Here is a 23,189-nt window from a genome sequence, read left to right as displayed (position 1 = left end):
CAGGGCATCGGCAATGGGAATGTTGTGGCCTAAACCTTTTGGCTGAAAGCGGGGCAAAAACCGAACAATATCTTGACGTTCCGAGCCCTGTTTCGCATACACCGCTGCGAAGGACGGATTCCGCCTAGGCTTATCCGCTCCCCGCACCAACGGCCCAGGGAGGGGTTCTTTTGGGCCATCAATCGAGGAAAATTCGGCAATGACCATCATTTCTGCCGTCATCGCCTGCGGCTTGCTTTCAATCCTTTACGCCATCTGGGCGACACGATCGGTTCTTGCAGCCGATCAGGGCAATGCACGCATGCAGGAAATCTCCGCCGCCATCCGCGAAGGCGCGCAGGCCTATCTGGCGCGCCAGTACACCACCATCGCCATCGTCGGCGTGGTCGTGCTCGTGCTCGCCTGGTGGCTGCTCTCGATCACCGCCGCGGTCGGCTTCCTGATCGGCGCCGTGCTTTCGGGCGCCGCCGGTTTCATCGGCATGCACGTCTCGGTGCGCGCCAATGTGCGCACCGCGCAGGCGGCGTCCAACAGCCTCGCCGCCGGTCTCGACATCGCCTTCAAGTCGGGCGCCATCACCGGTATGCTGGTGGCTGGCCTGGCGCTGCTCGGCGTGTCGATTTACTACTATATTCTGACCGGCCCGATGGGCCTGCAGCCCAATGACCGCATCGTCATCGATGCGCTGGTTTCGCTCGGCTTCGGCGCTTCGCTGATCTCGATCTTCGCCCGTCTGGGCGGCGGCATCTTCACCAAGGGCGCCGACGTCGGCGGCGATCTCGTGGGCAAGGTCGAAGCCGGTATTCCCGAAGACGATCCGCGCAACCCGGCCACCATCGCCGACAATGTCGGCGATAATGTCGGTGATTGCGCCGGCATGGCCGCCGACCTCTTCGAGACCTATGCGGTGACCGTCGTTGCCACCATGGTGCTGGCTGCCATCTTCTTCGGCGGAACCGCCGCTCTGGGTGCGGCGATGCTCTATCCGCTCGCCATCTGCGGCGCCTGTATCCTGACCTCGATCGTCGGCACCTTCTTCGTCAAGCTCGGTTCCAACGGCTCGATCATGGGCGCCCTCTACAAAGGCCTGATCGTCACCGGCCTGCTGTCGATCGTCGGTCTCGGTGTCGCTACCTCGGCAACCGTCGGCTGGGGCGAGGTCGGCACCGTCGCCGGCATGACCATCATCGGCAAGAACCTGTTCATCTGCGGCCTGATCGGTCTCGTTGTGACCGGTCTTATCGTGGTGATCACCGAATACTATACCGGCACCAACAAGCGCCCGGTGAACTCCATCGCTCAGGCCTCGGTGACCGGTCACGGCACCAACGTCATCCAGGGACTTGCGGTGTCGCTCGAATCGACCGCACTGCCGGCAATCGTCATCGTCGGCGGCATCATCTCGACCTACCAGCTCGCCGGCCTGTTCGGCACGGCGATCGCGGTCACCACCATGCTCGGCCTTGCCGGCATGATCGTCGCCCTCGACGCCTTCGGCCCGGTCACCGACAATGCCGGCGGCATTGCCGAAATGGCCGGCCTGCCCAAGGAAGTGCGCCACTCCACCGACGCGCTCGACGCGGTCGGCAACACCACCAAGGCGGTGACCAAGGGCTATGCCATCGGTTCGGCCGGCCTCGGCGCGCTGGTGCTGTTTGCGGCCTATTCGAACGATTTGAAGTTCTTTGCCGCCAATGGCGACAAATATCCGTACTTCCAGGGCATGGGCGATGTCTCCTTCGACCTCTCCAATCCCTACGTCGTAGCCGGCCTGATCTTCGGCGGTCTGATCCCGTATCTGTTCGGCGGCATCGCCATGACGGCGGTCGGCCGTGCGGCCGGCGCCATCGTCGAGGAAGTGCGCAAGCAGTTCCGCGAGGATCCGGGCATCATGGCCGGCACCTCCAAGCCGAACTATGCCCGGGCCGTCGACCTTTTGACCAAGGCGGCGATCCGGGAAATGATCATCCCCTCGCTGCTGCCGGTGCTGGCGCCGCTCGTCGTCTATTTCGGCGTGCAGCTGATCTCGGGCTCCAAGGCGTCCGCCTTTGCGGCACTCGGCGCCTCGTTGCTCGGCGTCATCGTCAACGGCCTGTTCGTCGCCATCTCGATGACTTCGGGCGGCGGCGCCTGGGACAATGCCAAGAAGTCGTTCGAGGACGGTTTTGTCGACAAGGACGGCGTCAAGCACCTCAAGGGCTCCGAAGCGCACAAGGCTTCGGTCACCGGCGACACGGTTGGCGATCCCTACAAGGACACCGCCGGCCCGGCGGTCAACCCGGCAATCAAGATCACCAACATCGTGGCGCTTCTGCTGCTGGCCGTGCTCGCGCACGGCTAAGGCAACGCCACTGCTTCAGGAACAAACCCGCGGGAGCGATCCCGCGGGTTTTTGTTTGAGATTTACGCTGGTGGCAGTCAACCCTCATCCGGCTCGGTGCCGGCATCGCCGCGCTTGCTGTAGCGATCGAGCAATTCGCTCACGCCGGGCTCGCGCTCAGGCATCGGCGCCAGGCCACGCAGGCGCCGCAGCTTGGCAAGGAAGGCGCCTCGCTTATACTTGCGGCGGAAGGCGCGGGCGCGGGGATGGATGCCAAGAGCCGCCATCAGCCTGCGCCTGAGATAACTCGATGCCGCCAGGCGAATGGGTTCGCCCGCGCAGCCAAGGATTTTCACGCGCAAGGCGTCCGGCGTCTGCATGGCGTCCAGAAGATCCTTCTGTTCCTGCGCATTGTCGCCGAGATAGGAACCCTTGCGTATGCCGGAATGCAGCTTGATCACCGTGAGGTGCGGCATCGTCGCGATCACCGCGCCTTTTCGCCATGCCCGAAACAGCCAGTCCTGCGAGCTTTCGCAAAAGCACTGGCTGGCGGGTCGCCAAGGTCCGAGCAGGCTGAACGAAGCGCGGCGAAACATGTGTGCCGAGCCAAATCCTTCCGTCGTTACCGGATCGTAAAAACCGTCCTTGCCCGACCCGAAGATCGAATTGACGAGATCGCCTGCCGCCGATGGCGGCCCAATGACGGCGCCGCGCGCCAGCACCACGTCGGCGCCTGTGGCGTCGATCCAGCCGGTCGTCGCCGCCAAATGGTCGGGAAACCACAGATCGTCGTGGTTGAGCAAGGCGACGAAGCGGCCACGCGCCCTGGCAAAGCCGATATTGTTGGGACCGGACTGTTCGCCGAAATTGACGGGAAGATCGATGTAGACGATGCGGGCATCGTCAAATTCAGCGACAACGGCCGCCGTATCCGGCCTGCAATCGTCGCCGATGACCAAGGCTTCCCAGTCTTGCAACGTCTGGCGCATGACGCTGGTCAATGCCTGCCGCAGCGCTGCCGGCCGGTTGTGCGTCGCGATCACGATCGAGACCAGCGGTTCGCCGCCGGCCTGGTCGCGCTGCGCCGATGCTTCCACGCTACACCAGTCTGTAGGGAATGTGGTCGGTGTCTGGCGGCAGGCGCCAATGGTCGGGCTGATCGTAGGCATAGGCCTTGTCGACGAGATTGAGCAGCACCGCCGTCTCCGCTCCGAGCGAGACAACACCATGCCATATGCCGGGCGGAATGATGACGACCGCCGGGCGCAGCGGGCCGATAATCTTGTGCCAGACGGCGCCGAAGGTCGGCGAGGCCTTGCGTCCGTCAAACAGCGAAATGCGAACGCTGCCGACGCAGCAGAACAGCCGGTCGGTCGTCACCGCATGGGCATGCCAGCCCGTCACCGCGCCGGGATACAAGGTGCGTTGGAAGACCTGGCCGACCGGCTCCGAATCGAGCTCCCACTCCTCGCGAAAGATCTCGGTCAGATAGCCGGTGGAGGTTGCGACCGGCCTTATCTCCTTGACCCTCACGCCATCGATCGCCACCGGCTCGATGGGCATCCAGTCAGGCGTGACCACCTGGCCGTCAGCCGTTCCGGTCGCCATCCAGCCTGTCGGTTTTGTCCGGGTTTTTTCCGGCACGGATGCTCCTCCCAATTCAGCGTGATGCGCCATTGGCCAGCACGGTCTGATACGAATTTGACCGGTCGCTGGCAAGTACGCGTCAAGGTTTGCTGATGGGTTTCGATCTCACGGCACTTGATGTTTTGATGCAATCGGAGGGCCGCATTGCCCAAAACATCGTTCCGTTCTGCCCAAGCCCGGACCGTTCGCCTGCTTTAATACCCCGGCCATGGCCAGGACATTGCGATCGACGCGGTGTCTGCTCGCCCTCGCGGCGATTTCGGGCAGGGAAAGGCATTTCGGCAGGAAAAGACATGGACATGTTTTTGATGACGGCTTCGCTTGCGCTGGCTGGAATTATTGCCGGCATCTACGTCTCGGGCGTAATCCACGATTTTCGCATCGATGATCTTACCGCCGGCCAGTACATGGCCATGCATCAGATGCGCGACCGGACGTTTACCCGGGTGATGCCGGTCGTCAGGCTGACGACGCTGGTGCTGATCGCGGCGACGGCGATGTTTGCGGTCGATGCCGGCCTGCCGCGCATCCTGACGATCGTCGCCGCGGCGCTGGTGGTGATCGACATTGGCTTCACCGTCAGCCGTCAGGTGCCGCTCAACAAACAGGTGCAGAGCTGGACGCCGGTGACCATCCCCGATGATTGGGCGCAGACGCGCGACAGCTGGGCGGCCAACCACAATCTGCGCCTTGTGCTTGGACTGGCCGAATACGCCTGCCTGTTTGCCGCGGTCATCCTGACGCTCAGCCGGTGATTCAGTTTTCGCGGAACGCCGCGGCATGGGTCGGCACTTCTGCCGGCCGCCGCCGTTGAAAACAGGAGTATTGCCATGCTGCACCACGCTTCATTCAACGCCCGCGATCCGCAGGCCGTCGCCAGCGTCCTTGCCGAAATGCTTGTCGCCACCGCGGTTCGTGCGCCGTCGCCGCCATTTCCTGAGGGAGCATGGTTCGTCTGCCTCGGCGACGATTTCGGCTCGCTGATCGAAATCCTGCCGTGCGGCACGGTTCTGGACCAGCAAGCGCCGCTCGGCATCGGCTTCGACCCGAACATGCGCCTGCGCTCCGGCTCGCATGTGCTGCTCAGCACGCCCAATTCGACCGAAACCATCCAGGGCATTGCCGCCCGCATGGGCTGGCATAGCGAGCTGATCGATGCGCGCCTGTTCAAGGTGCTCAAGGTCTGGGTCGAGGACGAAACCCTCGTCGAATTCCTGACGCCCGAGATCGCACCGCTGTACCGCGCGACATTCGGCTGGGGCGGCATGGCGACACTCGACGCCAAGCTGCGCGAGCTGGAGAGCCAGATGGCGGCAGCGCTTGCCGCCAAGGCCGCGAACCAGTCGGGCCGCAAGGATGACCAACCGGCCGGTGCAATGAGTCCGTGAGCACCGGGGGGCGCCTTCTGCTGACCTCCCGAGGAGAGTTCCCAAACGGCCGCCGAGGTCAACCGGCGCCGGCGCTGTCGCCGGCTTCCGCCTTCAGCCAGTTGATGAACGATCTGGCAGGCTCCCAGGCGGAGATGGACGGGTGGACGACGACGTAGTGGTTCCAGTTCGTCGGTATGTCCGTTGTCAGGAGGCGGACGAGCCTGCCGGTGCGCAAATCGCTCTCGACCAGCGACTTCCTCGCGATGGCGACGCCCAGACCGCTCGCCGCCGCTTCGACCGCCAGCAAGGTGCCGTTCAGATTCATGCCGTCGCCAACCGTATCCAGCGGCAGATTGTTTCTCTCGAACCAGTGGCGCCAATTGGCGCCGCTCTCGTCATTTTCGGCCGTCGTGTCGAGGATGCGAAACAGTCGCAGCACATCGTGCTGGTCTCTGACCGGGCCGTTGGCGGCGAGATAGTCGGGACTGACGACAGGAAAGATCGCATCTGCCATCAGCCATTCGGTCTCGACGGCCGGATAGTGTCCGCCGCCGAAGCGCAATGCGATGTCGACTGTTCGCTGCGAAAGGTCGACGACTGCAAGATCCGCATTGATGTCGATCTCTGTTTCGGGATGCTTTTTGCGAAACCTGTGCAGGCGCGGGGCCAGCCAGCGTACGGCATGCGAAGGAATGGCGGTGACCCTCAGCCTCGTGCGCTCGTTGCGCGCGACACTCGCGATCGTGCTCTGGATTTCCAGCAATGCGCGTCGCACGCCTGCGGACAATCTTTCGCCTTCAAGCGTGAGTTCGACGCGGCGGACATGGCGGGTGAACAGAAGCACGCCGAGATCGGCTTCGAGATCGGCGATGCGGTGGCTGAGCGCGCTTGGCGTAACATTCAGCTCATCGCCGGCGCGCTTGAAGCTGCCCAGCCGGGCAATGACCTCGAAAGCCCGAATGGATTCCAGTTGTGGAAGCCGTCTTGTCATTTGCCGTTACCCTATCCTGCCCCTGGGTTCCTTAGCATGAATGAACTAAGCTCATCCATAGCTTCGTAAATAGTCTTTTGTCCAAGTGCGCAAATCATTGTAGCCATCCACTGCCCCCCGATTGCCGCCGTCGGAATGAGAGGCCGTTCATGGAACGAGCCTCGACTACGAACGACAGTGAAATGAAGACAATCGCTTGGGAGTACCCCATGACTATTCGACCCCCCGAGTTTGCGCATGCGCGCTTTTCGACCGCCATGTGGCCCCGAGCCGAATGGAGAAACGTCTATTGCGACCTTGCGCCGGATGGTGACCGACATGGATTTTAACGTCACGGAGGAAAAGCTCTCCGTCGACGCGACCATCCTGCGGCTGCCGGGCGTCGGCATTGCCGATTCGAGGACCACCGCCTTCCGCACCATCCGTTCCCGCGCCATGGCCAAGGGGACCGATGATTACATTTTCTTCATGTGTCTGGAGGGCGCTGCCACCTTCTCGCATCTCGGCCGCGAGGCCAGCATCGAGGCCGGCCAGGCAATCCTTCTGTCCTCCTCTGATCCGCATGTGATCGAGCGGGCGATGTCGCATCATCTCTTCATCACCATCCCCAAGGCAGCGCTCGGGCCCATGGCTGCGAATGCGGACGCCGCCCTGATGACGCCGATGTCATGCGTGGGCGAAAAGTTCTTGCTGCTGACCAGCTATGTCCGTCTGCTGATGCAGGAGCCGAACCTGGCCGCGTCCGAATTGCGCTGGCTTGCCGCCAAGCACATACAGGACCTTGTCGCGGTCGTGGTCGGGGCAACGCAGGACGCCACCGAGGTCGCCGCAGGCCGCGGCATACGCGCCGCGCGGCTGCGCGCCATCAAAGCCGATATCGAAAGCAATCTGGCTTCCGGCGATGTCGGGTCGGACGCCCTGGCCGGGCGCCACCGCGTCAGCGCGCGCTATATCAGAAAGCTGTTCGAGGGTGAGGGTACCTCGCTGTCGCAGTTCGTGCTTGGCCGGCGGCTGGCGCTGGTTTGCAGCAAGCTATCCGACCTGCGCCTGGCACACCGCACCATCGGCGCCATCGCCTTCGACGCCGGCTTCGGCGATCTCTCGACCTTCAACCACGCCTTCCGCCGGCATTTCGGCATGACGCCTTCGGAAGCGCGGCAGAGTGCGGCTGTGCACCGCGCCTCGCTGGAGCCCGGCGGCCGAACAGGCCACGCGCGGCAAAGCGCGACGGGTGTTGCGGCCGCATGACCTCAAAACAAAAGCCCGCAGGATCGCTCCCGCGGGCTTTTGGTCGCCTGAGATGGTGTCGCTTCGGGGGAAGCAAAAATCTAAGGAAGGCGGTCGCTTCTTAGGCGCCGCCGCCAGGAATGGGGGGCGCCAGCTTGCTGGCGCCTTTGATGATCTGGCTGAGGAAGTTCTGGTCCTTGCCGCCGGTCGGCGTGGTGCGCGAGATGAAGTCGAAAATCTTGCCGTCCTTCAGACCGTAATTGGCAATCTGGGTGACGCGCCCGTCCTCGCCAAAATAGACCGCGAGCACTTTCTGGTCGACCAGGCGCGGCTTGTCGAAAGCGACATAGCGCTTGCGCGTCTGCGAAATGTAATAGAACGCCTCATTGTCGAAGGTGGCTTTCGTCGACGGCGTGCCGAGCGCCAGAAGCACCTGTTCGCGGCTGGAGCCCACCGGCACTGAATCGACCGCCTGCTGGTCGATAACATAGCCCTGCGTCAGCGTCTCGCTAGGGTTAAGGTCGCCGAACATCTTGGACGAATTGCAGCCCGACAGCGCGGAAGCCACCAGCACCAGCGAAACCGCGGCGGTGGCCCCGGGCAGAAAAGTCGAATTGAATTTCAGCGCGCGCAACAACAACTCCATTAGCTGACCGCAACTTGCGCTGGGCGGCAAAACCGGTAAACCAGCTTGCTTGCCGATGCAACAAGGCCCATTCAAACAATCGGTCCCCAGGAGACCACCCTCAATGTTCCAGCGCCTTTTTGGCCGCGAACGCAACGCCAACCGCGCTATCACCGAGGCGCTTTACGCACAAATCGTGGCGGCGGCGCGGCAGACCGTGTTTTATTCCCACTGGAATGTGCCGGATACGCCGCTCGGCCGTTTCGAGATGCTGTCGCTGCACATGTTCCTGTTTCAGCACCGGCTCCGCGGCGAAGAGGGCGTCGCGCATGAGGTCGCGCAGGTGCTGATCGACGAGTTCTTTCTCGATGTGGAGCATTCGCTGCGGGAACTGGGCGTTGGCGATGTCGGCGTGCCCAAGCGCATGAAGAGGCTGGCCAAAATGTTCTACGGCCGTACCGCCGCCTATGACGACGCGCTGGAACGCAGCGATCGCGACGCGCTTGCTGCCGCCCTGGCGCGCAATGTCAGACCCGATGCCGGCGCCTGGCCGCAAGCCTTGCCGCTGGCGTCCTATGTAATCGATGCCGCAAGGCAGCTTGAAGCACAGCCGTCCGAATCGATCGTTTCCGGTGCCGTGGCGTTTCCCGTCGCGAAAGCGGAGTGAGGAGGGGAGACCAAGATGAAACATGTGGACACGCCTAGCCCGGTCTCATTCGCGGCCAATGTCGGCCGCCTGCCCCACAAAGGTTTGCAGGTGGTGATCGACGCCGACGCCGCGCAGCGCGCAATGCTTGCGCGCGAGCACGAGCTGCTTTCTGTCGAAAACTACCGTGCTGAGCTTTTGGTGGCGCCGTGGAAGCGCAATGGCGTCAAGGTCAGCGGCCGCGTCGAGGCTGATATCACCCAGGCCTGCATCGTCACCCTTGAGCCGGTCGCGGCCCATATCGACGAAGAGGTCGAGGCGCTGTTCCTGCCGGAGCAATCCAAGCTCGGACGGCAAGGGTTCGAAGGCGGCGGCGAGATCCTGCTCGACGCCGACGGGCCAGACGGCCCGGAAACATTCTCCGGCGACACGATCGACGTCGGCGCGCTCGCCGAACAGTTCTTCGGGCTGGCGATCGATCCTTATCCGCGCAAGGCAGGCGCCTCGCTCGATGCCGCCGGCCCGAACGAGCCCGTCGAGAATGAATTCCAGCAAAAGCTGCGATCCTTGCTTGGAAAATCCTAAAACACGAAGCGATCGGAGAAAAGCCGGTTGTGCGGCAGCCCAAAACCGCTATTTTCGCCGAACCTTCGCGAGCCCCCGAATTTCGCGAGTTTAGTATTTCTTTCGCGGGCCATGTGCCCTGGCCCAAGCTAGTGAGATAAAGACCGCGTGATCAGGATTTCCATCGATGCCATGGGTGGCGATCACGGGCCAAACGTGGTCATCCCGGCACTCATGACGGTCGCCGTCAGGCGTCCCGACATCCGCTTCGTCATATATGGGCGCGAGGAATTGGTGCGCCCCGAACTCGCCAAATTCCCCAAACTGGCCGAGGTCAGCGAGTTCCACCATTGCGAAGTCGCGGTCAGGATGGACGACAAGCCGAGCCAGGCGCTGCGCCACGGCCGCTGGAAGTCGTCGATGTGGAAGGCTGTCGAAGCAGTCAAGAGTGGCAGCGCGCAGGCCTGCATTTCGGCCGGCAATACCGGCGCGCTGATGGCGATGTCGAAATTCTGCCTGCGCACGATGGCGACCATCGACCGTCCGGCGATCGCGGCGATCTGGCCCACGATGCGCGGCGAGAGCGTGGTGCTGGATGTCGGCGCCACCATCGGCGCCGATGCGCACCAGCTGATCGACTTTGCCATTCTCGGCACCGGCATGGCGCGCTCGGTGTTCGGCATCGACCGGCCGAAAGTCGGCCTGCTCAATGTCGGCGTCGAGGAGATCAAGGGACAGGAAGAGGTCAAGGAAGCCGGGCGCATGCTGCGCGAGGCCAACATGGCCTCGATGAATTATCATGGCTTCGTCGAGGGTGACGACATCGGCAAGGGCACGGTCGACGTGGTCGTCACCGAAGGATTTGCCGGCAACATCGCGCTCAAGACGGCAGAAGGCACTGTGCGCCAGATCTCAGGCTATCTGCGCGCCGCGATGAACCGCACGCTGATGGCCAGGATCGGCTATGTCTTCGCCAAGGGCGCTTTTGACCGCCTGCGCGAAAAGCTCGATCCGGGCCGCTCCAATGGCGGCGTTTTCCTGGGTCTGAACGGCATCGTGGTAAAGAGCCATGGCGGCGCCGATTCGGACGGTTTCGCGGCAGCGATCGAGCTTGGCTACGATATGGTGCGCAACAATCTGATCGACCGCATCGAGGCCGATCTCGACCTGTTCCATGCGCGCAACCCGCATGCCCAGGCAAGCAGAAAATCCGACGCCACCGTCGACGAAAAGGAATAGGAAAGAGCTTTGATCAGATCAGTCGTGCGCGGCACCGGTGCTGCGCTGCCCCGCCGCATCATGAAGAATGCCGATTTCGAAGGCATGGTCGAGACCTCGGACGAGTGGATCGCCCAGCGCACCGGCATCCGCCAGCGCCATATCGCCGCCGATGACGAGACGACGGCATCCCTGGGCGAGGCGGCGGCGCGCGCAGCACTCGACAATGCTGGTCTTACGCCTGCCGACATCGACCTGATCGTGCTGGCGACCTCGACGCCCAACAACACCTTTCCGGCGACCGCCGTCGAGATCCAGAACCGGCTCGGCATGCATCACGGCTTTGCCTTCGACCTGCAGGCGGTGTGCTCGGGCTTCGTCTATGCGGTGACCACCGCCGACCTCTACATCAGAGGCGGCCTCGCCAAGCGCGTGCTGGTGATCGGCGCGGAGACCTTTTCGCGCATCCTCGACTGGAGCGACCGCTCGACCTGCGTGTTGTTCGGCGACGGCGCCGGCGCGCTGGTGCTGGAAGCGGATGAGGGCACCGGCGGCATTGCCGACCGTGGCGTGCTGGCGATGAGCCTGCGCTCCGACGGCGCCCACAAGGACAAGCTTTTCGTCGATGGCGGTCCCTCGACCACCGGCACGGTCGGCCATCTCAGGATGGAAGGCCGCGAGGTGTTCAAGCACGCCGTCGGCATGATCACCGACGTTATCGAGGCGACGTTTTCGCAGGCCGGCATAACCGCCGACGACCTCGACTGGTTCGTGCCGCATCAGGCCAATAAACGCATTATTGACGCTTCGGCCAAGAAGCTCGGGATTGCTGAGCAAAAGGTGGTGGTCACCGTCGATTTGCACGGTAACACCTCGGCTGCTTCCGTGCCGCTGGCGCTTTCGGTGGCTGTCGCCGACGGTCGCATCAAGAAGGGTGATCTCGTGCTCCTGGAAGCGATGGGCGGCGGCTTCACCTGGGGCGCGGTTCTCGTTCGCTGGTAAGTGCCGAACGGTCCGGTTTCGGTCCTTGACCTTGCCGGATCAATTACTTAGGCTCTGCCTTTACCTGTATCGATTTATGGTTTTTGAACTGATGGGACGGTCGCATGGGGGGAAAGACACTTACGCGCGCCGACCTTGCCGAAGCTGTTTACCGTAAGGTCGGCTTGTCACGCACTGAATCGGCAGAACTCGTCGAAGCGGTGCTGGACGAAATCTGTGAAGCCATCGTACGCGGCGAGACGGTGAAGCTGTCGTCCTTCGCCACCTTCCACGTCCGTTCCAAGAACGAACGCATCGGCCGCAATCCCAAGACCGGCGAGGAAGTGCCGATCCTGCCGCGCCGGGTGATGACCTTCAAGTCGTCGAACGTGCTGAAAAGCCGTATCCTGCGCTCGCACCAGAACAGCAAGGCCAAGGGCGGCAAATAGGTTCTGCCGCAGGCTTCGGTTGAAAACGCCGGGTCGTTTTGACGCCGGGCTTGAATATTGTTTCATAAACCGCTGAAATGATACCCGATTCGGCAGACTGGGCCGGATCGCCGTCCAGCGTGAGGATTTCGCCCATGGACAAGAGCCCCGACGCTTTCCGCACCATCAGCGAGGTCGCGGAGGATCTCGATCTGCCGCAGCACGTGCTGCGCTTCTGGGAAACCCGTTTCAACCAGATCAAGCCGATGAAGCGCGGCGGCGGCCGCCGCTACTACCGGCCGCAGGATGTCGAACTGATCAAGGGCATCCGCCACATGCTCTACGACCAGGGTTACACGATCAAGGGCGTGCAGAAACTGCTGCGCGAGAACGGCAACCATTTCCTGGTCGCCATCGGCAATGGCGACATGGCTGCCGTCGAAGCGATCTCGCAGCGCAGGCAGGCCGATCAGGTGCCGCTGACGCCAGCCGCCCAGCCGCGCGGCATGGATGACGAGATGCTGGTCGGTCAGCCCAAGGTAAAACCCAGCCGCCGCTTTTTCGGCCTGGGCAAGACCGAGGAGGAAGGTCCGGTCCAGCCCGGCGCATCGAAACTGTCGCGCGACAACCGGGCCTTGCTGCAGGAGGCGCTGTTTGACCTCCTGGAGTGCAAGCGCCTGCTCGACCAGGTGCGCTAACCTTTCCGCTGTCTCGGGCAAGCAGACCGGAACCGGTTCTGCGGCCATGCGTTTGGCCTTCTCTCAAAAAGAAGGAAAACAATCATGGTATCGCTTTCGACCCTCTCCGATCTCGATCTCGAAAAGCAGGTCGCGACCCTTTCCAAAGAGCTCGCCGCGTTGCGCAAAGTCGTGGCCAAACGCGGCGGTGCTTACTACGAGGACGGGCGCGATGCCGCTTCGGACTATTATGGGCAGCTTGCCGACCTTGTCAGCGATGCGTTGCCGGCGATCAGGAAGCAGGGCAGGGCGATCGAAAAGACGGCGCGCGATCGTCCGGCAACAGCCGCTGCTGTTGGGTTGGTCGTGGTCGGCCTTCTCGCCAGCCTGTTGCTCAGCCGGCGCTAAAACAATTCACGAAAACAAAAAGAAAATGGCGGCCGTCCCGCGGACGACCGCCATTTCCCTGATCTGCGGCCGATTACTTGGCGAGCTTGATCTTGGCCTGCGGCGAAACCTGCGCGGTCTGGCTGCACTTGCCATAGACAGTGCCATTCTTGTCCGTGGCGTCGGTATAGGTGCCTTTGCACTCGATCGAGAGCACCAGGCAATGACCGGAGCCCTTGCAAACCGCGCCGCCGTCGCCCGTGGGATGCGTGCCGTTGGCGAAAGCCGAGGTCGGAACGGAAGCCGAACCGAAGGCCGAGACCATGAGGGCCGCGGCGAGCGTGATGCGCTTGAAGTTGGTCATTTGAGCATTTCCTTCTCTGGATCGAGGATCGCCACCATGGCGTCCTTCTGTGTTGGGATCGCCTTCTCGGCGTCCATGCCGGTTAGTGCGGCCTCCAAAGCAAAGGTTCATGCGTGGTTCGAATTTTCTTCGCCTTTTTTTGCGACGTCGATTTTTAGCCTTCGCCAACGGACGGCGCCTGGCGGGGCGGGCATCGATCATGCATTTCGCGTGAAGGGCGCTGACGTAGCAGCGCGGCATCCCATGCGAAGGTCACACGGTGGCGTGCCCAAATGGCCAGCCAAGACCGAGTCCGCCCCCGGCTCTTGTCAGGTGGCGGCAGCAGTCATTGCCGCCACTTGGCACCGCGCTTTCTGCCACTCCCGGCTGCGACTATAACGCCAGTCCAAAGGTACCGGCGGAGGAGACGGGCGTGGTCGCAAATTACATCGACGAGTTCATCATGTTCTGCGCTGGGTTGTGGATGACAGGCGTTGGTTTTGGGCTGCTCCAAAGTCCTTTTCAGGCCCAGCAAGGTCAGCAGCCATGGTGGCTGCAGGTCGCGAAGCATTTCAAATGGATGGGGCCGCTTTTGATTTTGATCGCAATAGTGCTCGCGTTCGCGGCGCCGTCCTAGCGGGTTCCGACGGCATTGAGAGACCCGGGGTGTCCTGCAGCTGGCTACCGCTGTGTTGTCGGCCTTGCGCCTGATACGTTCGTTGGGTGCGCTGTGGTTGCTCGCATTCTGGCGCATGGGCGCCATCGAATCCTGCCTTCAGCTTTTCCACGTGTCGCCTGGCAAAAACCAACGGGAAGGCGGCCTTGACGAGGACTCCAGGGCCAGCCTTCCCGTTGGGCAAGTCGGCCGTGTCAGGCCTTCTTGGCCTCCACCTTGTGGTGGTGGCGGTGGTGATGGTGATGGCGGTGATGCTTGTTGTGATGATGATGATGGTGGTGATGCTTCTTGTGCAGCGGTGCTGCGTCGGCGCTGCTGGCGCCGATGAGGGGCAGAGAGACAGCCAGGGCAAAAGCCAGCCCTAGAGCCGACAGGAGGGACTTCTTCATGACTTCGTTTCCTTTTCTGCGCGGGCTGAATTTGGCCGTCACCGAGCAAGATCGGTGCCGGTGAACCCCGCAGTCATGACTATCGCCTCCGAACTTTTCGACAGTTTTTCCGGACTGTAGAATTTTGTTTCTGGATTGTGTCTGGCGGCTTCGTCGGCAACCTACATCGGCGGAATGACGCCGTTGGTGCCGACAACGACCCGGCCCGCGGTCAGCTTGCCGTCGCTGCCGCGCTCGGCGTTGACGAACACCACAGCGCCAGGCTTGAGGTCGGCGGGCGTCGCCGGCGCGAAGGTCACCACCGGCGTCGTCTGCGGGATCGCGATCTGCTTTTTCTGGCCATTGTCGTAGGTCAGCGTCACCGTGCGACCTGCAATCTCGGTGACATCGGCGACCGTGCCGTTGGTCATCCGGCTGTTGGGCTCGAGATCCCACGGGCGGTCGCCTTCGCCGGCGCCCTTCAGCGCGGCCGGGAAGATCACCACCTCAAGCGCGCCGCTGCCGCCATCGGCCTTCGAAACAGAGGCAATGCCGAGGAAATCGCCTTGCTTGATATCCCCGGCATCCGCCTTGGCGACGCCGGAAATCTTCCACCCTTCAGCCAGCGCGATGGCGTCGGTAGCGCCTTCGCGGGTCTTCACCGTCAGCGTCGCTCCGGCAAAGGCGGTCACCGTGCCGCGAATGCGCACGGCCTCGGCGGCTTGCGCCGCGACCATGCTCGCGCCAGCGAGGCCTGAAATCGTGGCGAGCACGATGGCCGATGTCTTGAATGTCATGGATCTGATCCTCTTGGGAAAATCTGGCCCGATGCGGCTGCCAGCAACATCAGGCTAACGCGCGAGCGGCGCAAAACCGCTGAACACTTCGGCGTGCGGCCCTTCAAAAGAACTTGATTGGGAGATCGGGGCGGAGATCCTATATGTGCCCTGGCGCCTGCGGTTTTGACGCCGGTTCACGATGCTGTGACGGTCGGTTTGGGCCTTGGCAAATCGCCGTCAAGCGGGCATTGTCCCGGCTCTCAGGCAACACCCTATCATTTGATCCAAAACTCTTTAGCCCCATGGAGTTGCCAATGCCCGAAACTGCAAAACACGAACCCTTCTCCAGGCTGGCGGCCGACGTTGCGGCCGACGTTGCGCTCGAGCACCCCGGCCTCAAAGCCATCCGGGAGACAAAGGGATACAGTATTGAAGAGCTTTCCCTGACCTGCGGTCTGTCGACCAGCGAGATTGCCGACATAGAGAGCGGCAAGGACACCGATCCGACGAAACTTCGCCGGATCGCCGCAGCATTGCAATTGCCGGAAACGGCCCTGATCGATGCCCCGGCGCCCACGGCGCCTGTGGAAAACCGGTCCGTTTCATAAACAACGGCCAAGCGTCGTTCAACAAGCCCGCCATGGTTTGCCCTGGCGGGCTTGTTGCATTCGCCCAACGGCGAATGTCACTTCTTGCTCGGATCGTCCGCCGGGTTGACGTAGGTGATCGCGAACGGCCCCTCGCCATGAACCTGGACGATCGTAGCGCTTGTCGTCCAGGCGTAATGGTTCATTCCCTGTGGGGCTACGCCGAAGCCGCCGGCGGTCAGTTCGATGCCCTTGGTCTCGTCGAGCTTGTCGCCCATGCCGATATGAAAATTGCCGGAAATCACCGTCACATATTCCGAGGTGGGATGGTTGTGCGCGGCAATCCTGTAGCCGGCCGGCAGCTTCAACCGCAGCACGTAGATGCCATCCTTCGAGGGGTCCCCGGCGATGACAGTCATGTCCGCGCCGGCGGGCAGGACAGCAGGAGCAGGGCCCCATTTGATGGCGTCCGCGTTTATCGGCATGTCGTCGGCAAGCAGCGGCGCCGTCCCGATAAGCAGCAGCGCCAGAGCCGAGGCGAGCTTGAGCATGATGATCTCTCCGGTTGGTCGTGGGAGCACAGCATCAGCGCCGGCCCTGGTCCATTGCGACCTACCAAGGCAGTAGCCCGAACACATCTCCCGCACGGGGGATGCGCCTTGCGTTGCTGACATGCGGCGCGACCCGGCTGGCTTGGCATCGCTGCGGCCGTCGAGGGGGCGGGGAGTTGCCGGCGATCGAGCGTGAAGCTATCCAGTGTGACCACTAACCGCATTTTCGAATGGGACTATGCCGAGATGAGCCTTGAATCCGTGCGCGCCTTCCTGGCTGCCCATGCGCCCGATGTCGAAGTGCTCGTCACCGAAGCGAGTTCCGCGACGGTGGCGTTGGCGGCTGAGGCGCATGGCGTGGAGCCGGCGCAGATCGCCAAGACCATCTGCCTGCGCGTCGGCGGTGAGACCATGCTGATCGTTGCCGGCGGCATGTCGAGGCTCGACAACCGCAAATTCAAGGACCGTTTCCGCGGCAAGCCGCGCATGCTTGACGCCGACGAGGTTGTCGCGATTACCAGCCATCCCGTCGGCGGCGTCTGCCCATTCGGCCTGCCGGCGCCGCTGCCGGTCTATTGCGACGTCTCGCTGCGCGCCTTCGATGAAGTCGTGCCCGCGGCCGGCGCCACCAACGCCGCTGTAAGGCTCAGCCCGCAGCGCATGGCCGACATCGTCGGCGCCGAATGGGTCGACGTCTGCCAAGGATGAATGTTGGTGATTTGAGAAGCAGGACCTTTGGGGGCAAGTCCTGTCTAAAAATGGTCGGAGTGGCCGGATTCGAACCGACGACCCCTTGACCCCCAGTCAAGTGCGCTACCGGGCTGCGCTACACTCCGGACCGCGCAAAGCCATATATTTTCAAGGGGTATGGTGCAAGCGCTAAAACGGCGCGCCGGGCCTGAAAGTCGCCAGCATTCGGCCTTGTCGCCGCAACGCCAAGGCGATATGGCTCGCGCAGTATCGATACGAAGGATTGCGCGTGGCAAATTCCTGTTTTTTTCTGGCGGCCGACGCCAATTATTTTCCGTATGCATGCTTGGCGGCGCGCAGAATTCTGGAGGTTTCGGGAGACGCAACGCCAGGCTTCATCCTGCATGTCGGCGCACGTGATGCCGATATGCGTGTTGCTGAACGCCTGCTGAAGAACCGTCTTCGCATAATGGACGTTTCGGGGCTGTTTGCGGAGGCTGGCCATACTTTCCGGCCAAGCAATGTCGGCACTTTTGTTCGGCTTTTCGCCGACCAACTGCCTCAGTTCGCGGACTATGACCGCATCGCCCATGTCGATTGCGATGTTCTGTTCAATCGAGATATCGCGGATCTCGTGGGCCAGACACTTCATGCTCCGTTGTTGGCCGCTCACGACGATTACATGTATTTCCGCCCGGGCTATCGGAACAAACTGTCGATGCAGCCGGGGGCGCCTTATTTCAACGCCGGCATCATCGTCTTCAACATGCCGCCGGTGCGTCAACAGGGACTTTTGCACCGCGCCAGAGATGTTGCCGTTGCCGGGCAAATGAACGATCAGAACGCGCTGAACATCGTCTTCGAGGGCAAGTGGCAGACGATGCACCCGAACTGGAATTTGATGTCCAACGATACGAAGGAGTTTCGGTTCGCCCAAGCCTATGCGCGGCATTTCGCCGGCGGCAAGCCATGGGGGAGCCAGGTCGATGTGGAGCCTGAGGCGCTTGCCGTCTGGCGCGATCTGGCAAGGGATACGCCGTGGCTTGAGCCCTTCCGGCAGCGTATTCCCTTCGAGCGGGGCGTCATGAGGCGGTTCGCCCGCAGGTTCGACGGTATCATGGGGATGTTGCCGAACAAGGACCGGTATCGGCGGCGCGCACGGTACGACGGCAGCAAGGTGCATAAGATATATGCCGAGCATGCTGACGCCGGGGCGATGGCTGTGCAGTTTCCGGAAGTACTCGGTGGTTTCGCCTGAGACCCGCAACGGAGCTCTCGCGAATGGGTCAGGCAACAGGTTGTAGCATGCCGCAAAAATCTTGTTTCTTTTTCGCCACCGACCAGAGGTATTTCCCGTATGCCTGCCTGGCGGCGCGCCGCGTGCTGGATGTGTCGGACCACCTCGACGGCTTTATTTTGCACACCGGTGTCATCTCCAACGAAGACCGAGCTATCGGAGAGCGTCTGCTCGGTGGGAAGATCCGCATCCTGGATGTCACGAAATTCATGGAAGCGACAAACTTCAACCGCGGAACGCACCCAACCCTTGCGACCTACATCAGGCTGTTTGCCGATCAATTGCCGGAGTTCGAACCATATGACCGCATCGCCTATTCCGACGCCGATGTGCTTTTCAACAGATCGATAGAAGACCTCTGCAACGTCCCGCTCAACGCTCCGCTGCTGGCCGCACACGATGAGCAGACCTATTTCGACGTAAAGTATCGACAGCATTTACCGATGCAGCCAGGCGCGCCGAAGTTCAATGCCGGCGTGCTGGTGTTCAACATGCCACTGGTCAGGCAGGAGGGGCTTCTGGAGCGTACCCGGCAGTTGGCCTCCGAGCAGGTTTACGGGATGGATCAAGGTGCATTGAACGTGGCTTTCGAGGGCAGGTGGCAGACGATGCACCCGTTCTGGAACGTGATGACCAACTACACCAGCCAGATTTCTTTCAGCCGCTGCCACGCCCGCCACTTCGCCTGGGGCAAGCCCTGGGACCGTCCGCCGATCGGTGTCGAGGTCGGCGCCATGGCGATCTATCGTGATCTGGCGAAAGGCACGCCCTGGGCCGGCCGTTTCAACAGCAACTGGCCGATCAAGAGAGGCATATTGAAAAACCTCGGCCGCAAGTTCGACGCCATCAGCGGGATTTTGCTGAACGACGAGAAGCGCAAGCGACGGGCGCGGTTCGACGCCGAAAAGGTCAGCGCCATCTTTGCCAGCCATGCGGACACTTCGATGTTGGCCGTGCAATACCCCGAACGGGTAGCTGGCATAGCCAGATAGAACTTGACGCTCCGCCGGACGCGGTTCCTCCCGCCAATCTTCCTCGATAAGTCTATTGCCTCGCTGGTTGATGCCCTCCGGCTAGCACGCTCAAGGCCGAGCCGATACTTAGCTCCAATCCAGATTGATGTTGCGGATGCCTTCCTGCGCGATCCGGCCCCGCAGCTTGCCGATCCGGTCGGCCAGGTCTGGCGAGAACCGTTCATGTGTCTCGACCAGGATTTGTCCAATCGAACGGTGAATGCTGGCGTCCAGCATGGCTTCGATGCATTCCGCTTCGGCCCCTTCTATGTCCATCTTGACGATGGCGATCGGCTCATGGAGACCTTGCAGGAACTGCACCAGGTCAACCACCTCAACTTCAAAGCTTTTCCCGTTCGTGTGTTCGTGTGTCTGGATCAGGGACGACGATTCGGTCCTGCGGAGATCGCTGACGTCCGGCCTCTGATGGAATGTGGCCGCTCGCGCTGATCCACCAACAGCCTTCGGAATGATCGTCACCCGGTCGTTGTTGCCAAACCTTTTCGTCAAAATCTGGCGAGCAACAGGGTCAGGCTCGAAAGCAATCACCCGCATCCCATAGGCTAGTACATGTCCCGTGACGTCGCCAATATTGGCGCCGAGATCGATGAACAGACTATCGGCGGGAAGCTTTTTCATAAGCTGATGGAAGTCGTATTCGGCCTGCCGCACACGCCGCGGGGGCCTGTGCCATCGGCGATACGCGTACCAGCGCAGCATGAATTCGAAATAGCTTTCCCTCAGCATAACCACGCCCGTCAGATTAGTGGCGCCCACCAACCCGGAATATTATCCAGCCCGGCAAGCACGCCAACTCAATTGGAATTTTGTCAGTCGCGTTTAGCGACGTTTTCCCACCATCACAACATAAATGCGCCGCCGGCAACCGTGCTCAATTCGACCAGGGTTGGAGCAAGCAGATCAAAGCCTGCGAGGGCCTGCACAACCCCGGTATTGGCGTGCGCGGCTGTTCCTGTCCTTTAGGATTACTCGGCTACCTCGGTTGCGCCACCGCCCGCAACCCGCTCTGATGCCTGTATTCCAGCGCGATCGCGCCCCAGATCAGGCCGAGCAGCAGGTAGACATGGCGCCAGTGGTCGATGTCGATGAAGGTGCCGAGCCCGATATTGCCAATGAAAGCGACGTAGGCGCAGAGCAGATAGGGCTGCCACGGCCGGTCGCGCAAAAGGATGCGGAAGCCGGCCGCGATCGTCCACAGCGTCAGCGACAGGAACGAGACGAAGCCGAGCCAGCCATAATCCATCAGCGTCTTCAGCCAGATGTCGTGCGTGTCTTCGCCGAAAATGGTGCCGAACACCAGCGGGCCGATGCCGAGCGGATGTTCGAGCGCCATCTCGAAGCCGATCGTGTAGCGGGCAAAGCGGCCAAGGCGCGCCGTGTCGTAGCTCTGTTCGAGCTGGGCGCGGCTGGAAAACATCTCGCCGACGCCGGGCAGCTGCAGGATGACGATCATGGCGACCACCAGCAGGGTGACGGCGGCAATGCTCATGATGATGACGCGCAGCCGGAACTTGCCGCTGTTGCTTTGCAGGAACAGGGCGCCGGTGAGCAGGATGGCCGAGACGGCGAACATGCCCCAGGCGCCGCGCGAGAAGGAGAAGAAAATGCCAGCGGTGATGATCAGCAGCGGCACCGCCAGAAGCGGCATGCGCGCGATCGAGCCGGTCAACAGGAGATAGAGCAGATAGATGCCGGGCAGCACCAGGAATGGTCCGAACACGTTCGGATCCTGGAAGGCGCCCTGGGCGCGGTCGTATCTGGTGAAGATTTCAGCGCCCGGGAAAGCGTGGAAATAGCCGGCAATGCCGAGCAGCGAGGTCACCACCGCGGAGACGACATAGGCGATGAAGATCAGCCGGTAGAGGCCGGGCTGCACCGCCGTCACCGACGAGAAGAACACCGCGGTGAACGCGAGAAACAGCGAGACGGCGAGATAGAGCGGTGTGTTGGCGAGAACGGCCATCTGCGTCATGGCAATCATGCCGCCGATGTTCATCGTGATCAGCAGCACGAGCAGCGGCACGGCCGCGCGCGATATGCGCAGGCCAAACAGCACCCACACCCCGATCAGCCCGAGCATGAAAAGATCGTAGGGCGCCGGTTCGTCGATGACGAAGCCCGACAGGAAGACGCCAAAAAACACCGCCCCCGACGATATCAGCGCGATCAGCTTGGCATTGACCGCAGCCTGCGGCAAATCATGGGAAATCGCGCTCAATAGGCGTTTTCCGTATTGAGCAGCCGCAGCGGCGTCATGAGCAGGATGCGCAGATCGAACAGCATCGACCAGTTCTCGATGTAATAGAGGTCATATTCCGTGCGCATGCGGATCTTCTCATTGGTGTCCATCTCGCCGCGCCAGCCATTGATCTGCGCCCAGCCGGTAACGCCGGGCTTGACCTTGTGGCGGGCGAAATAGCCGTCGACCACCTCATTGTAGAGAAGGTTGTGCGACTGCGCGGCAATCGCATGCGGGCGCGGGCCAACCAGTGACAGCGTGCCGAACAGCGAGTTGAAGAACTGCGGCAGCTCGTCGATCGAGCTCTTGCGGATGAAGCGGCCGACGCGGGTGACGCGCGGATCGTTCTTGGTCACCGTCTGCTTGGCGGTCGGGTCCGAGCGGTCGGTGTACATGGAGCGGAATTTGTAGACTTCGACGATCTCGTTGTTGAAGCCGTGCCGCTTCTGCTTGAATAGCACCGGCCCCTTGCTGTCGAGCTTGATGGCGATGGCAGTCGCCAGCATCACCGGTGAGAACAGGATGATGCCGATCAGCGAGAAGACGATGTCGAAGGCGCGCTTGGCGACCGAATCCCAGTCGTTGATCGGCCTGTCGAAGATATCGAGCATCGGCACCGAGCCGATGTAGGAATAGGCGCGCGGGCGAAACTGCAAAGCGTTCGAATGCGCCGAGAGCCGGATGTCGACCGGCAGCACCCAGAGCTTCTTCAGCAGCTGCAGCACGCGCGTTTCGGCAGTCAGCGGCAGCGACACGATCAGCATGTCGATGCGCGCGATGCGAGCGAATTCCATCAGCTCCGAAATGGTGCCGAGCTTGGGATAGCCGGCCACGATCGGCGGCGAGCGCTTGTCGCCGCGGTCATCGAAGATGCCGCAGATGCGGATGTCGTTGTCTGGCTGCTTCTCGACCGAGCGGATCAGCATCTCGGCCGCCTTGCCGCCGCCGACGATGACGGCGCGGCGTTCCATGCGGCCGTTGCGCGCCCAGCGCCGGATCAGCTTCGACATCACCAGCCTGAGGCCGAACAGCAGAAGCAGGCCGACGACAAACCAGGTGCCGAACAGCAGACGCGAATAATCCTCCGACATTTTCATGATGAAGGCCGTCAGCGCCATCAGCGCGAAGGTGCCGGCCCAGACCATCAGCACGCGGCCGAGATTGGAGATCGGTCGCATCAAGGCGGAGATCTGGTAGCAATCGCTGACGTCGAGCAGCACCACGGCCACGAATGACGCCGCGGCAATGGTCAGCGGATATTGCCAGGCGAGATAGTTGAAGAAGCCGACAAAGTGGAAGTAGAGCGCGAGCCCCGACAGGAACAGCAAGCCGAATTCGACGATGCGCAATACGCCGCTGACCATGACCGGCGACATCGTATCGCGCCGGTATTGCGAGGCGACCTGGCGGGCAACACTGTTCATGCCGCCGGGCGTGGGGCTCTCGGCAGGACTGTCGAATTTGCGCACCGCATCGGCCGAAAAGCGGCGCGTGGGGTCGGTCTCGTTCATCGGGTTTCCCACAAGCTTCCGCGATGACGATAG

The 23,189-nt window shown here is 62.0% G+C and carries 27 protein-coding genes and 1 tRNA gene; 16 read left to right on the top strand and 12 right to left on the bottom strand.

What is annotated here, in order from left to right:
• Positions 1-199: 199 nt before the first annotated feature.
• The gene (locus NKI31_RS01730) at positions 200-2,341 is read left to right on the top strand and encodes a sodium-translocating pyrophosphatase (RefSeq protein WP_023689501.1); all 2,142 of its coding nucleotides are present in this window, start codon (positions 200-202) and stop codon (positions 2,339-2,341) included.
• A gap of 77 nt (positions 2,342-2,418) precedes the next feature.
• Here NKI31_RS01730 and NKI31_RS01725 read toward each other — a convergent pair whose 3' ends face one another.
• Positions 2,419-3,489 carry a glycosyltransferase family 2 protein gene (locus tag NKI31_RS01725; RefSeq protein WP_352650170.1) on the bottom strand — a complete coding sequence of 357 codons (1,071 nt, stop codon included), beginning with the start codon at positions 3,487-3,489 and terminating at the stop codon, positions 2,419-2,421.
• Positions 3,419-3,964, bottom strand: a complete 546-nt coding sequence (locus NKI31_RS01720; RefSeq protein WP_245263480.1) for a dTDP-4-dehydrorhamnose 3,5-epimerase family protein — start codon at positions 3,962-3,964, stop codon at positions 3,419-3,421. The genes NKI31_RS01725 and NKI31_RS01720 overlap by 71 nt, the downstream gene beginning before the upstream one ends.
• Positions 3,965-4,260: 296 nt before the next feature.
• Here NKI31_RS01720 and NKI31_RS01715 point away from each other — a divergent pair, with 296 nt between their 5' ends.
• Positions 4,261-4,722, top strand: a complete 462-nt coding sequence (locus NKI31_RS01715) for an anthrone oxygenase family protein (RefSeq protein WP_023727523.1) — start codon at positions 4,261-4,263, stop codon at positions 4,720-4,722.
• A gap of 75 nt (positions 4,723-4,797) precedes the next feature.
• The gene (locus NKI31_RS01710) at positions 4,798-5,355 is read left to right on the top strand and encodes a hypothetical protein (protein WP_023705063.1); all 558 of its coding nucleotides are present in this window, start codon (positions 4,798-4,800) and stop codon (positions 5,353-5,355) included.
• Between the two features lie 58 nt (positions 5,356-5,413).
• On the opposite strand, the gene NKI31_RS01705 is transcribed toward NKI31_RS01710, so the two are convergent.
• Positions 5,414-6,328 carry a LysR substrate-binding domain-containing protein gene (locus NKI31_RS01705; RefSeq protein WP_023669366.1) on the bottom strand — a complete coding sequence of 305 codons (915 nt, stop codon included), beginning with the start codon at positions 6,326-6,328 and terminating at the stop codon, positions 5,414-5,416.
• Between the two features lie 318 nt (positions 6,329-6,646).
• On the opposite strand from NKI31_RS01705, the gene NKI31_RS01700 reads away from it, so the two are divergent.
• Positions 6,647-7,576, top strand: coding sequence for a helix-turn-helix domain-containing protein (locus tag NKI31_RS01700; RefSeq protein ID WP_196813872.1), 930 nt, complete (start codon positions 6,647-6,649; stop codon positions 7,574-7,576).
• A gap of 100 nt (positions 7,577-7,676) precedes the next feature.
• On the opposite strand, the gene NKI31_RS01695 is transcribed toward NKI31_RS01700, so the two are convergent.
• Positions 7,677-8,189 carry an outer membrane protein assembly factor BamE gene (locus NKI31_RS01695; protein ID WP_502896511.1) on the bottom strand — a complete coding sequence of 171 codons (513 nt, stop codon included), beginning with the start codon at positions 8,187-8,189 and terminating at the stop codon, positions 7,677-7,679.
• Between the two features lie 115 nt (positions 8,190-8,304).
• On the opposite strand from NKI31_RS01695, the gene NKI31_RS01690 reads away from it, so the two are divergent.
• The 7 genes from NKI31_RS01690 to NKI31_RS01660 all read left to right on the top strand — a co-directional run bounded on the left by NKI31_RS01690 (position 8,305) and on the right by NKI31_RS01660 (position 13,102).
• Positions 8,305-8,847, top strand: coding sequence for a ubiquinol-cytochrome C chaperone family protein (locus NKI31_RS01690; RefSeq protein WP_023669369.1), 543 nt, complete (start codon positions 8,305-8,307; stop codon positions 8,845-8,847).
• A gap of 15 nt (positions 8,848-8,862) precedes the next feature.
• Complete coding sequence (locus NKI31_RS01685) at positions 8,863-9,411, top strand: YceD family protein (protein ID WP_352650166.1); 549 nt, start codon at positions 8,863-8,865, stop codon at positions 9,409-9,411.
• A 147-nt stretch (positions 9,412-9,558) separates the two neighbouring features.
• Positions 9,559-10,629, top strand: coding sequence for a phosphate acyltransferase PlsX (gene plsX, locus NKI31_RS01680; protein ID WP_023700539.1), 1,071 nt, complete (start codon positions 9,559-9,561; stop codon positions 10,627-10,629).
• A gap of 9 nt (positions 10,630-10,638) precedes the next feature.
• On the top strand, positions 10,639-11,610 hold the full coding sequence (locus NKI31_RS01675) for a beta-ketoacyl-ACP synthase III (RefSeq protein ID WP_023689495.1): 972 nt from the start codon (positions 10,639-10,641) through the stop codon (positions 11,608-11,610).
• A 104-nt stretch (positions 11,611-11,714) separates the two neighbouring features.
• Complete coding sequence (locus tag NKI31_RS01670; RefSeq protein ID WP_006201891.1) at positions 11,715-12,038, top strand: integration host factor subunit alpha; 324 nt, start codon at positions 11,715-11,717, stop codon at positions 12,036-12,038.
• A 134-nt stretch (positions 12,039-12,172) separates the two neighbouring features.
• Entirely contained in the window at positions 12,173-12,715 is a 543-nt protein-coding gene (locus tag NKI31_RS01665) for a MerR family transcriptional regulator (protein WP_023669374.1), read from the top strand.
• 84 nt (positions 12,716-12,799) lie between these two features.
• Positions 12,800-13,102, top strand: coding sequence for a hypothetical protein (locus NKI31_RS01660; RefSeq protein ID WP_023669375.1), 303 nt, complete (start codon positions 12,800-12,802; stop codon positions 13,100-13,102).
• A 73-nt stretch (positions 13,103-13,175) separates the two neighbouring features.
• On the opposite strand, the gene NKI31_RS01655 is transcribed toward NKI31_RS01660, so the two are convergent.
• Positions 13,176-13,445 (bottom strand): hypothetical protein, encoded by a 270-nt coding sequence (locus NKI31_RS01655; protein WP_023700538.1) that lies wholly within the window; start codon positions 13,443-13,445, stop codon positions 13,176-13,178.
• 412 nt (positions 13,446-13,857) lie between these two features.
• Here NKI31_RS01655 and NKI31_RS01650 point away from each other — a divergent pair, with 412 nt between their 5' ends.
• Complete coding sequence (locus tag NKI31_RS01650) at positions 13,858-14,061, top strand: hypothetical protein (RefSeq protein ID WP_023697438.1); 204 nt, start codon at positions 13,858-13,860, stop codon at positions 14,059-14,061.
• Between the two features lie 233 nt (positions 14,062-14,294).
• Here the strand turns inward: NKI31_RS01650 and NKI31_RS01645 are convergent, their stop codons facing one another.
• Both NKI31_RS01645 and NKI31_RS01640 read right to left on the bottom strand, forming a co-directional pair.
• Positions 14,295-14,489, bottom strand: a complete 195-nt coding sequence (locus NKI31_RS01645) for a hypothetical protein (RefSeq protein ID WP_032996888.1) — start codon at positions 14,487-14,489, stop codon at positions 14,295-14,297.
• A gap of 161 nt (positions 14,490-14,650) precedes the next feature.
• A complete protein-coding gene (locus NKI31_RS01640) occupies positions 14,651-15,265 on the bottom strand; it encodes a hypothetical protein (RefSeq protein WP_023669379.1) in 615 nt (204 codons plus the stop codon).
• A gap of 296 nt (positions 15,266-15,561) precedes the next feature.
• Here NKI31_RS01640 and NKI31_RS01635 point away from each other — a divergent pair, with 296 nt between their 5' ends.
• Positions 15,562-15,855 carry a helix-turn-helix domain-containing protein gene (locus tag NKI31_RS01635; protein ID WP_352650163.1) on the top strand — a complete coding sequence of 98 codons (294 nt, stop codon included), beginning with the start codon at positions 15,562-15,564 and terminating at the stop codon, positions 15,853-15,855.
• 77 nt (positions 15,856-15,932) lie between these two features.
• On the opposite strand, the gene NKI31_RS01630 is transcribed toward NKI31_RS01635, so the two are convergent.
• A complete protein-coding gene (locus tag NKI31_RS01630) occupies positions 15,933-16,385 on the bottom strand; it encodes a cupin domain-containing protein (RefSeq protein ID WP_023727528.1) in 453 nt (150 codons plus the stop codon).
• A 246-nt stretch (positions 16,386-16,631) separates the two neighbouring features.
• Between NKI31_RS01630 and NKI31_RS01625 the strand changes: the two genes are divergently transcribed.
• Positions 16,632-17,093 carry a YbaK/EbsC family protein gene (locus tag NKI31_RS01625; protein WP_352650364.1) on the top strand — a complete coding sequence of 154 codons (462 nt, stop codon included), beginning with the start codon at positions 16,632-16,634 and terminating at the stop codon, positions 17,091-17,093.
• Between the two features lie 51 nt (positions 17,094-17,144).
• Here the strand turns inward: NKI31_RS01625 and NKI31_RS01620 are convergent.
• Positions 17,145-17,221, bottom strand: a tRNA-Pro gene (locus NKI31_RS01620).
• A gap of 143 nt (positions 17,222-17,364) precedes the next feature.
• Here NKI31_RS01620 and NKI31_RS01615 point away from each other — a divergent pair.
• Entirely contained in the window at positions 17,365-18,333 is a 969-nt protein-coding gene (locus tag NKI31_RS01615; RefSeq protein WP_352521823.1) for a glycosyltransferase family 8 protein, read from the top strand.
• A 23-nt stretch (positions 18,334-18,356) separates the two neighbouring features.
• Positions 18,357-19,364: a glycosyltransferase family 8 protein gene (locus NKI31_RS01610; protein WP_352650160.1), complete on the top strand. Its 1,008-nt coding sequence runs from the start codon at positions 18,357-18,359 to the stop codon at positions 19,362-19,364.
• 108 nt (positions 19,365-19,472) lie between these two features.
• Here the strand turns inward: NKI31_RS01610 and NKI31_RS01605 are convergent, their stop codons facing one another.
• The 3 genes from NKI31_RS01605 to NKI31_RS01595 all read right to left on the bottom strand — a co-directional run bounded on the left by NKI31_RS01605 (position 19,473) and on the right by NKI31_RS01595 (position 23,156).
• Positions 19,473-20,162 carry an FkbM family methyltransferase gene (locus NKI31_RS01605; RefSeq protein WP_245260854.1) on the bottom strand — a complete coding sequence of 230 codons (690 nt, stop codon included), beginning with the start codon at positions 20,160-20,162 and terminating at the stop codon, positions 19,473-19,475.
• A gap of 217 nt (positions 20,163-20,379) precedes the next feature.
• On the bottom strand, positions 20,380-21,624 hold the full coding sequence (locus NKI31_RS01600; RefSeq protein ID WP_352650158.1) for an O-antigen ligase family protein: 1,245 nt from the start codon (positions 21,622-21,624) through the stop codon (positions 20,380-20,382).
• Entirely contained in the window at positions 21,621-23,156 is a 1,536-nt protein-coding gene (locus tag NKI31_RS01595; protein WP_023689486.1) for an undecaprenyl-phosphate glucose phosphotransferase, read from the bottom strand. The genes NKI31_RS01600 and NKI31_RS01595 overlap by 4 nt, the downstream gene beginning before the upstream one ends.
• Positions 23,157-23,189: the final 33 nt, after the last annotated feature.

Origin of the sequence: Mesorhizobium sp. M0659 (genome assembly GCF_040320605.1) — a bacterium.
GTDB lineage: Bacteria > Pseudomonadota > Alphaproteobacteria > Rhizobiales > Rhizobiaceae > Mesorhizobium.
The sequence above is the reverse complement of the archived record's forward strand: the minus strand, read 5'-3'. Positions and strand labels throughout refer to the sequence as shown.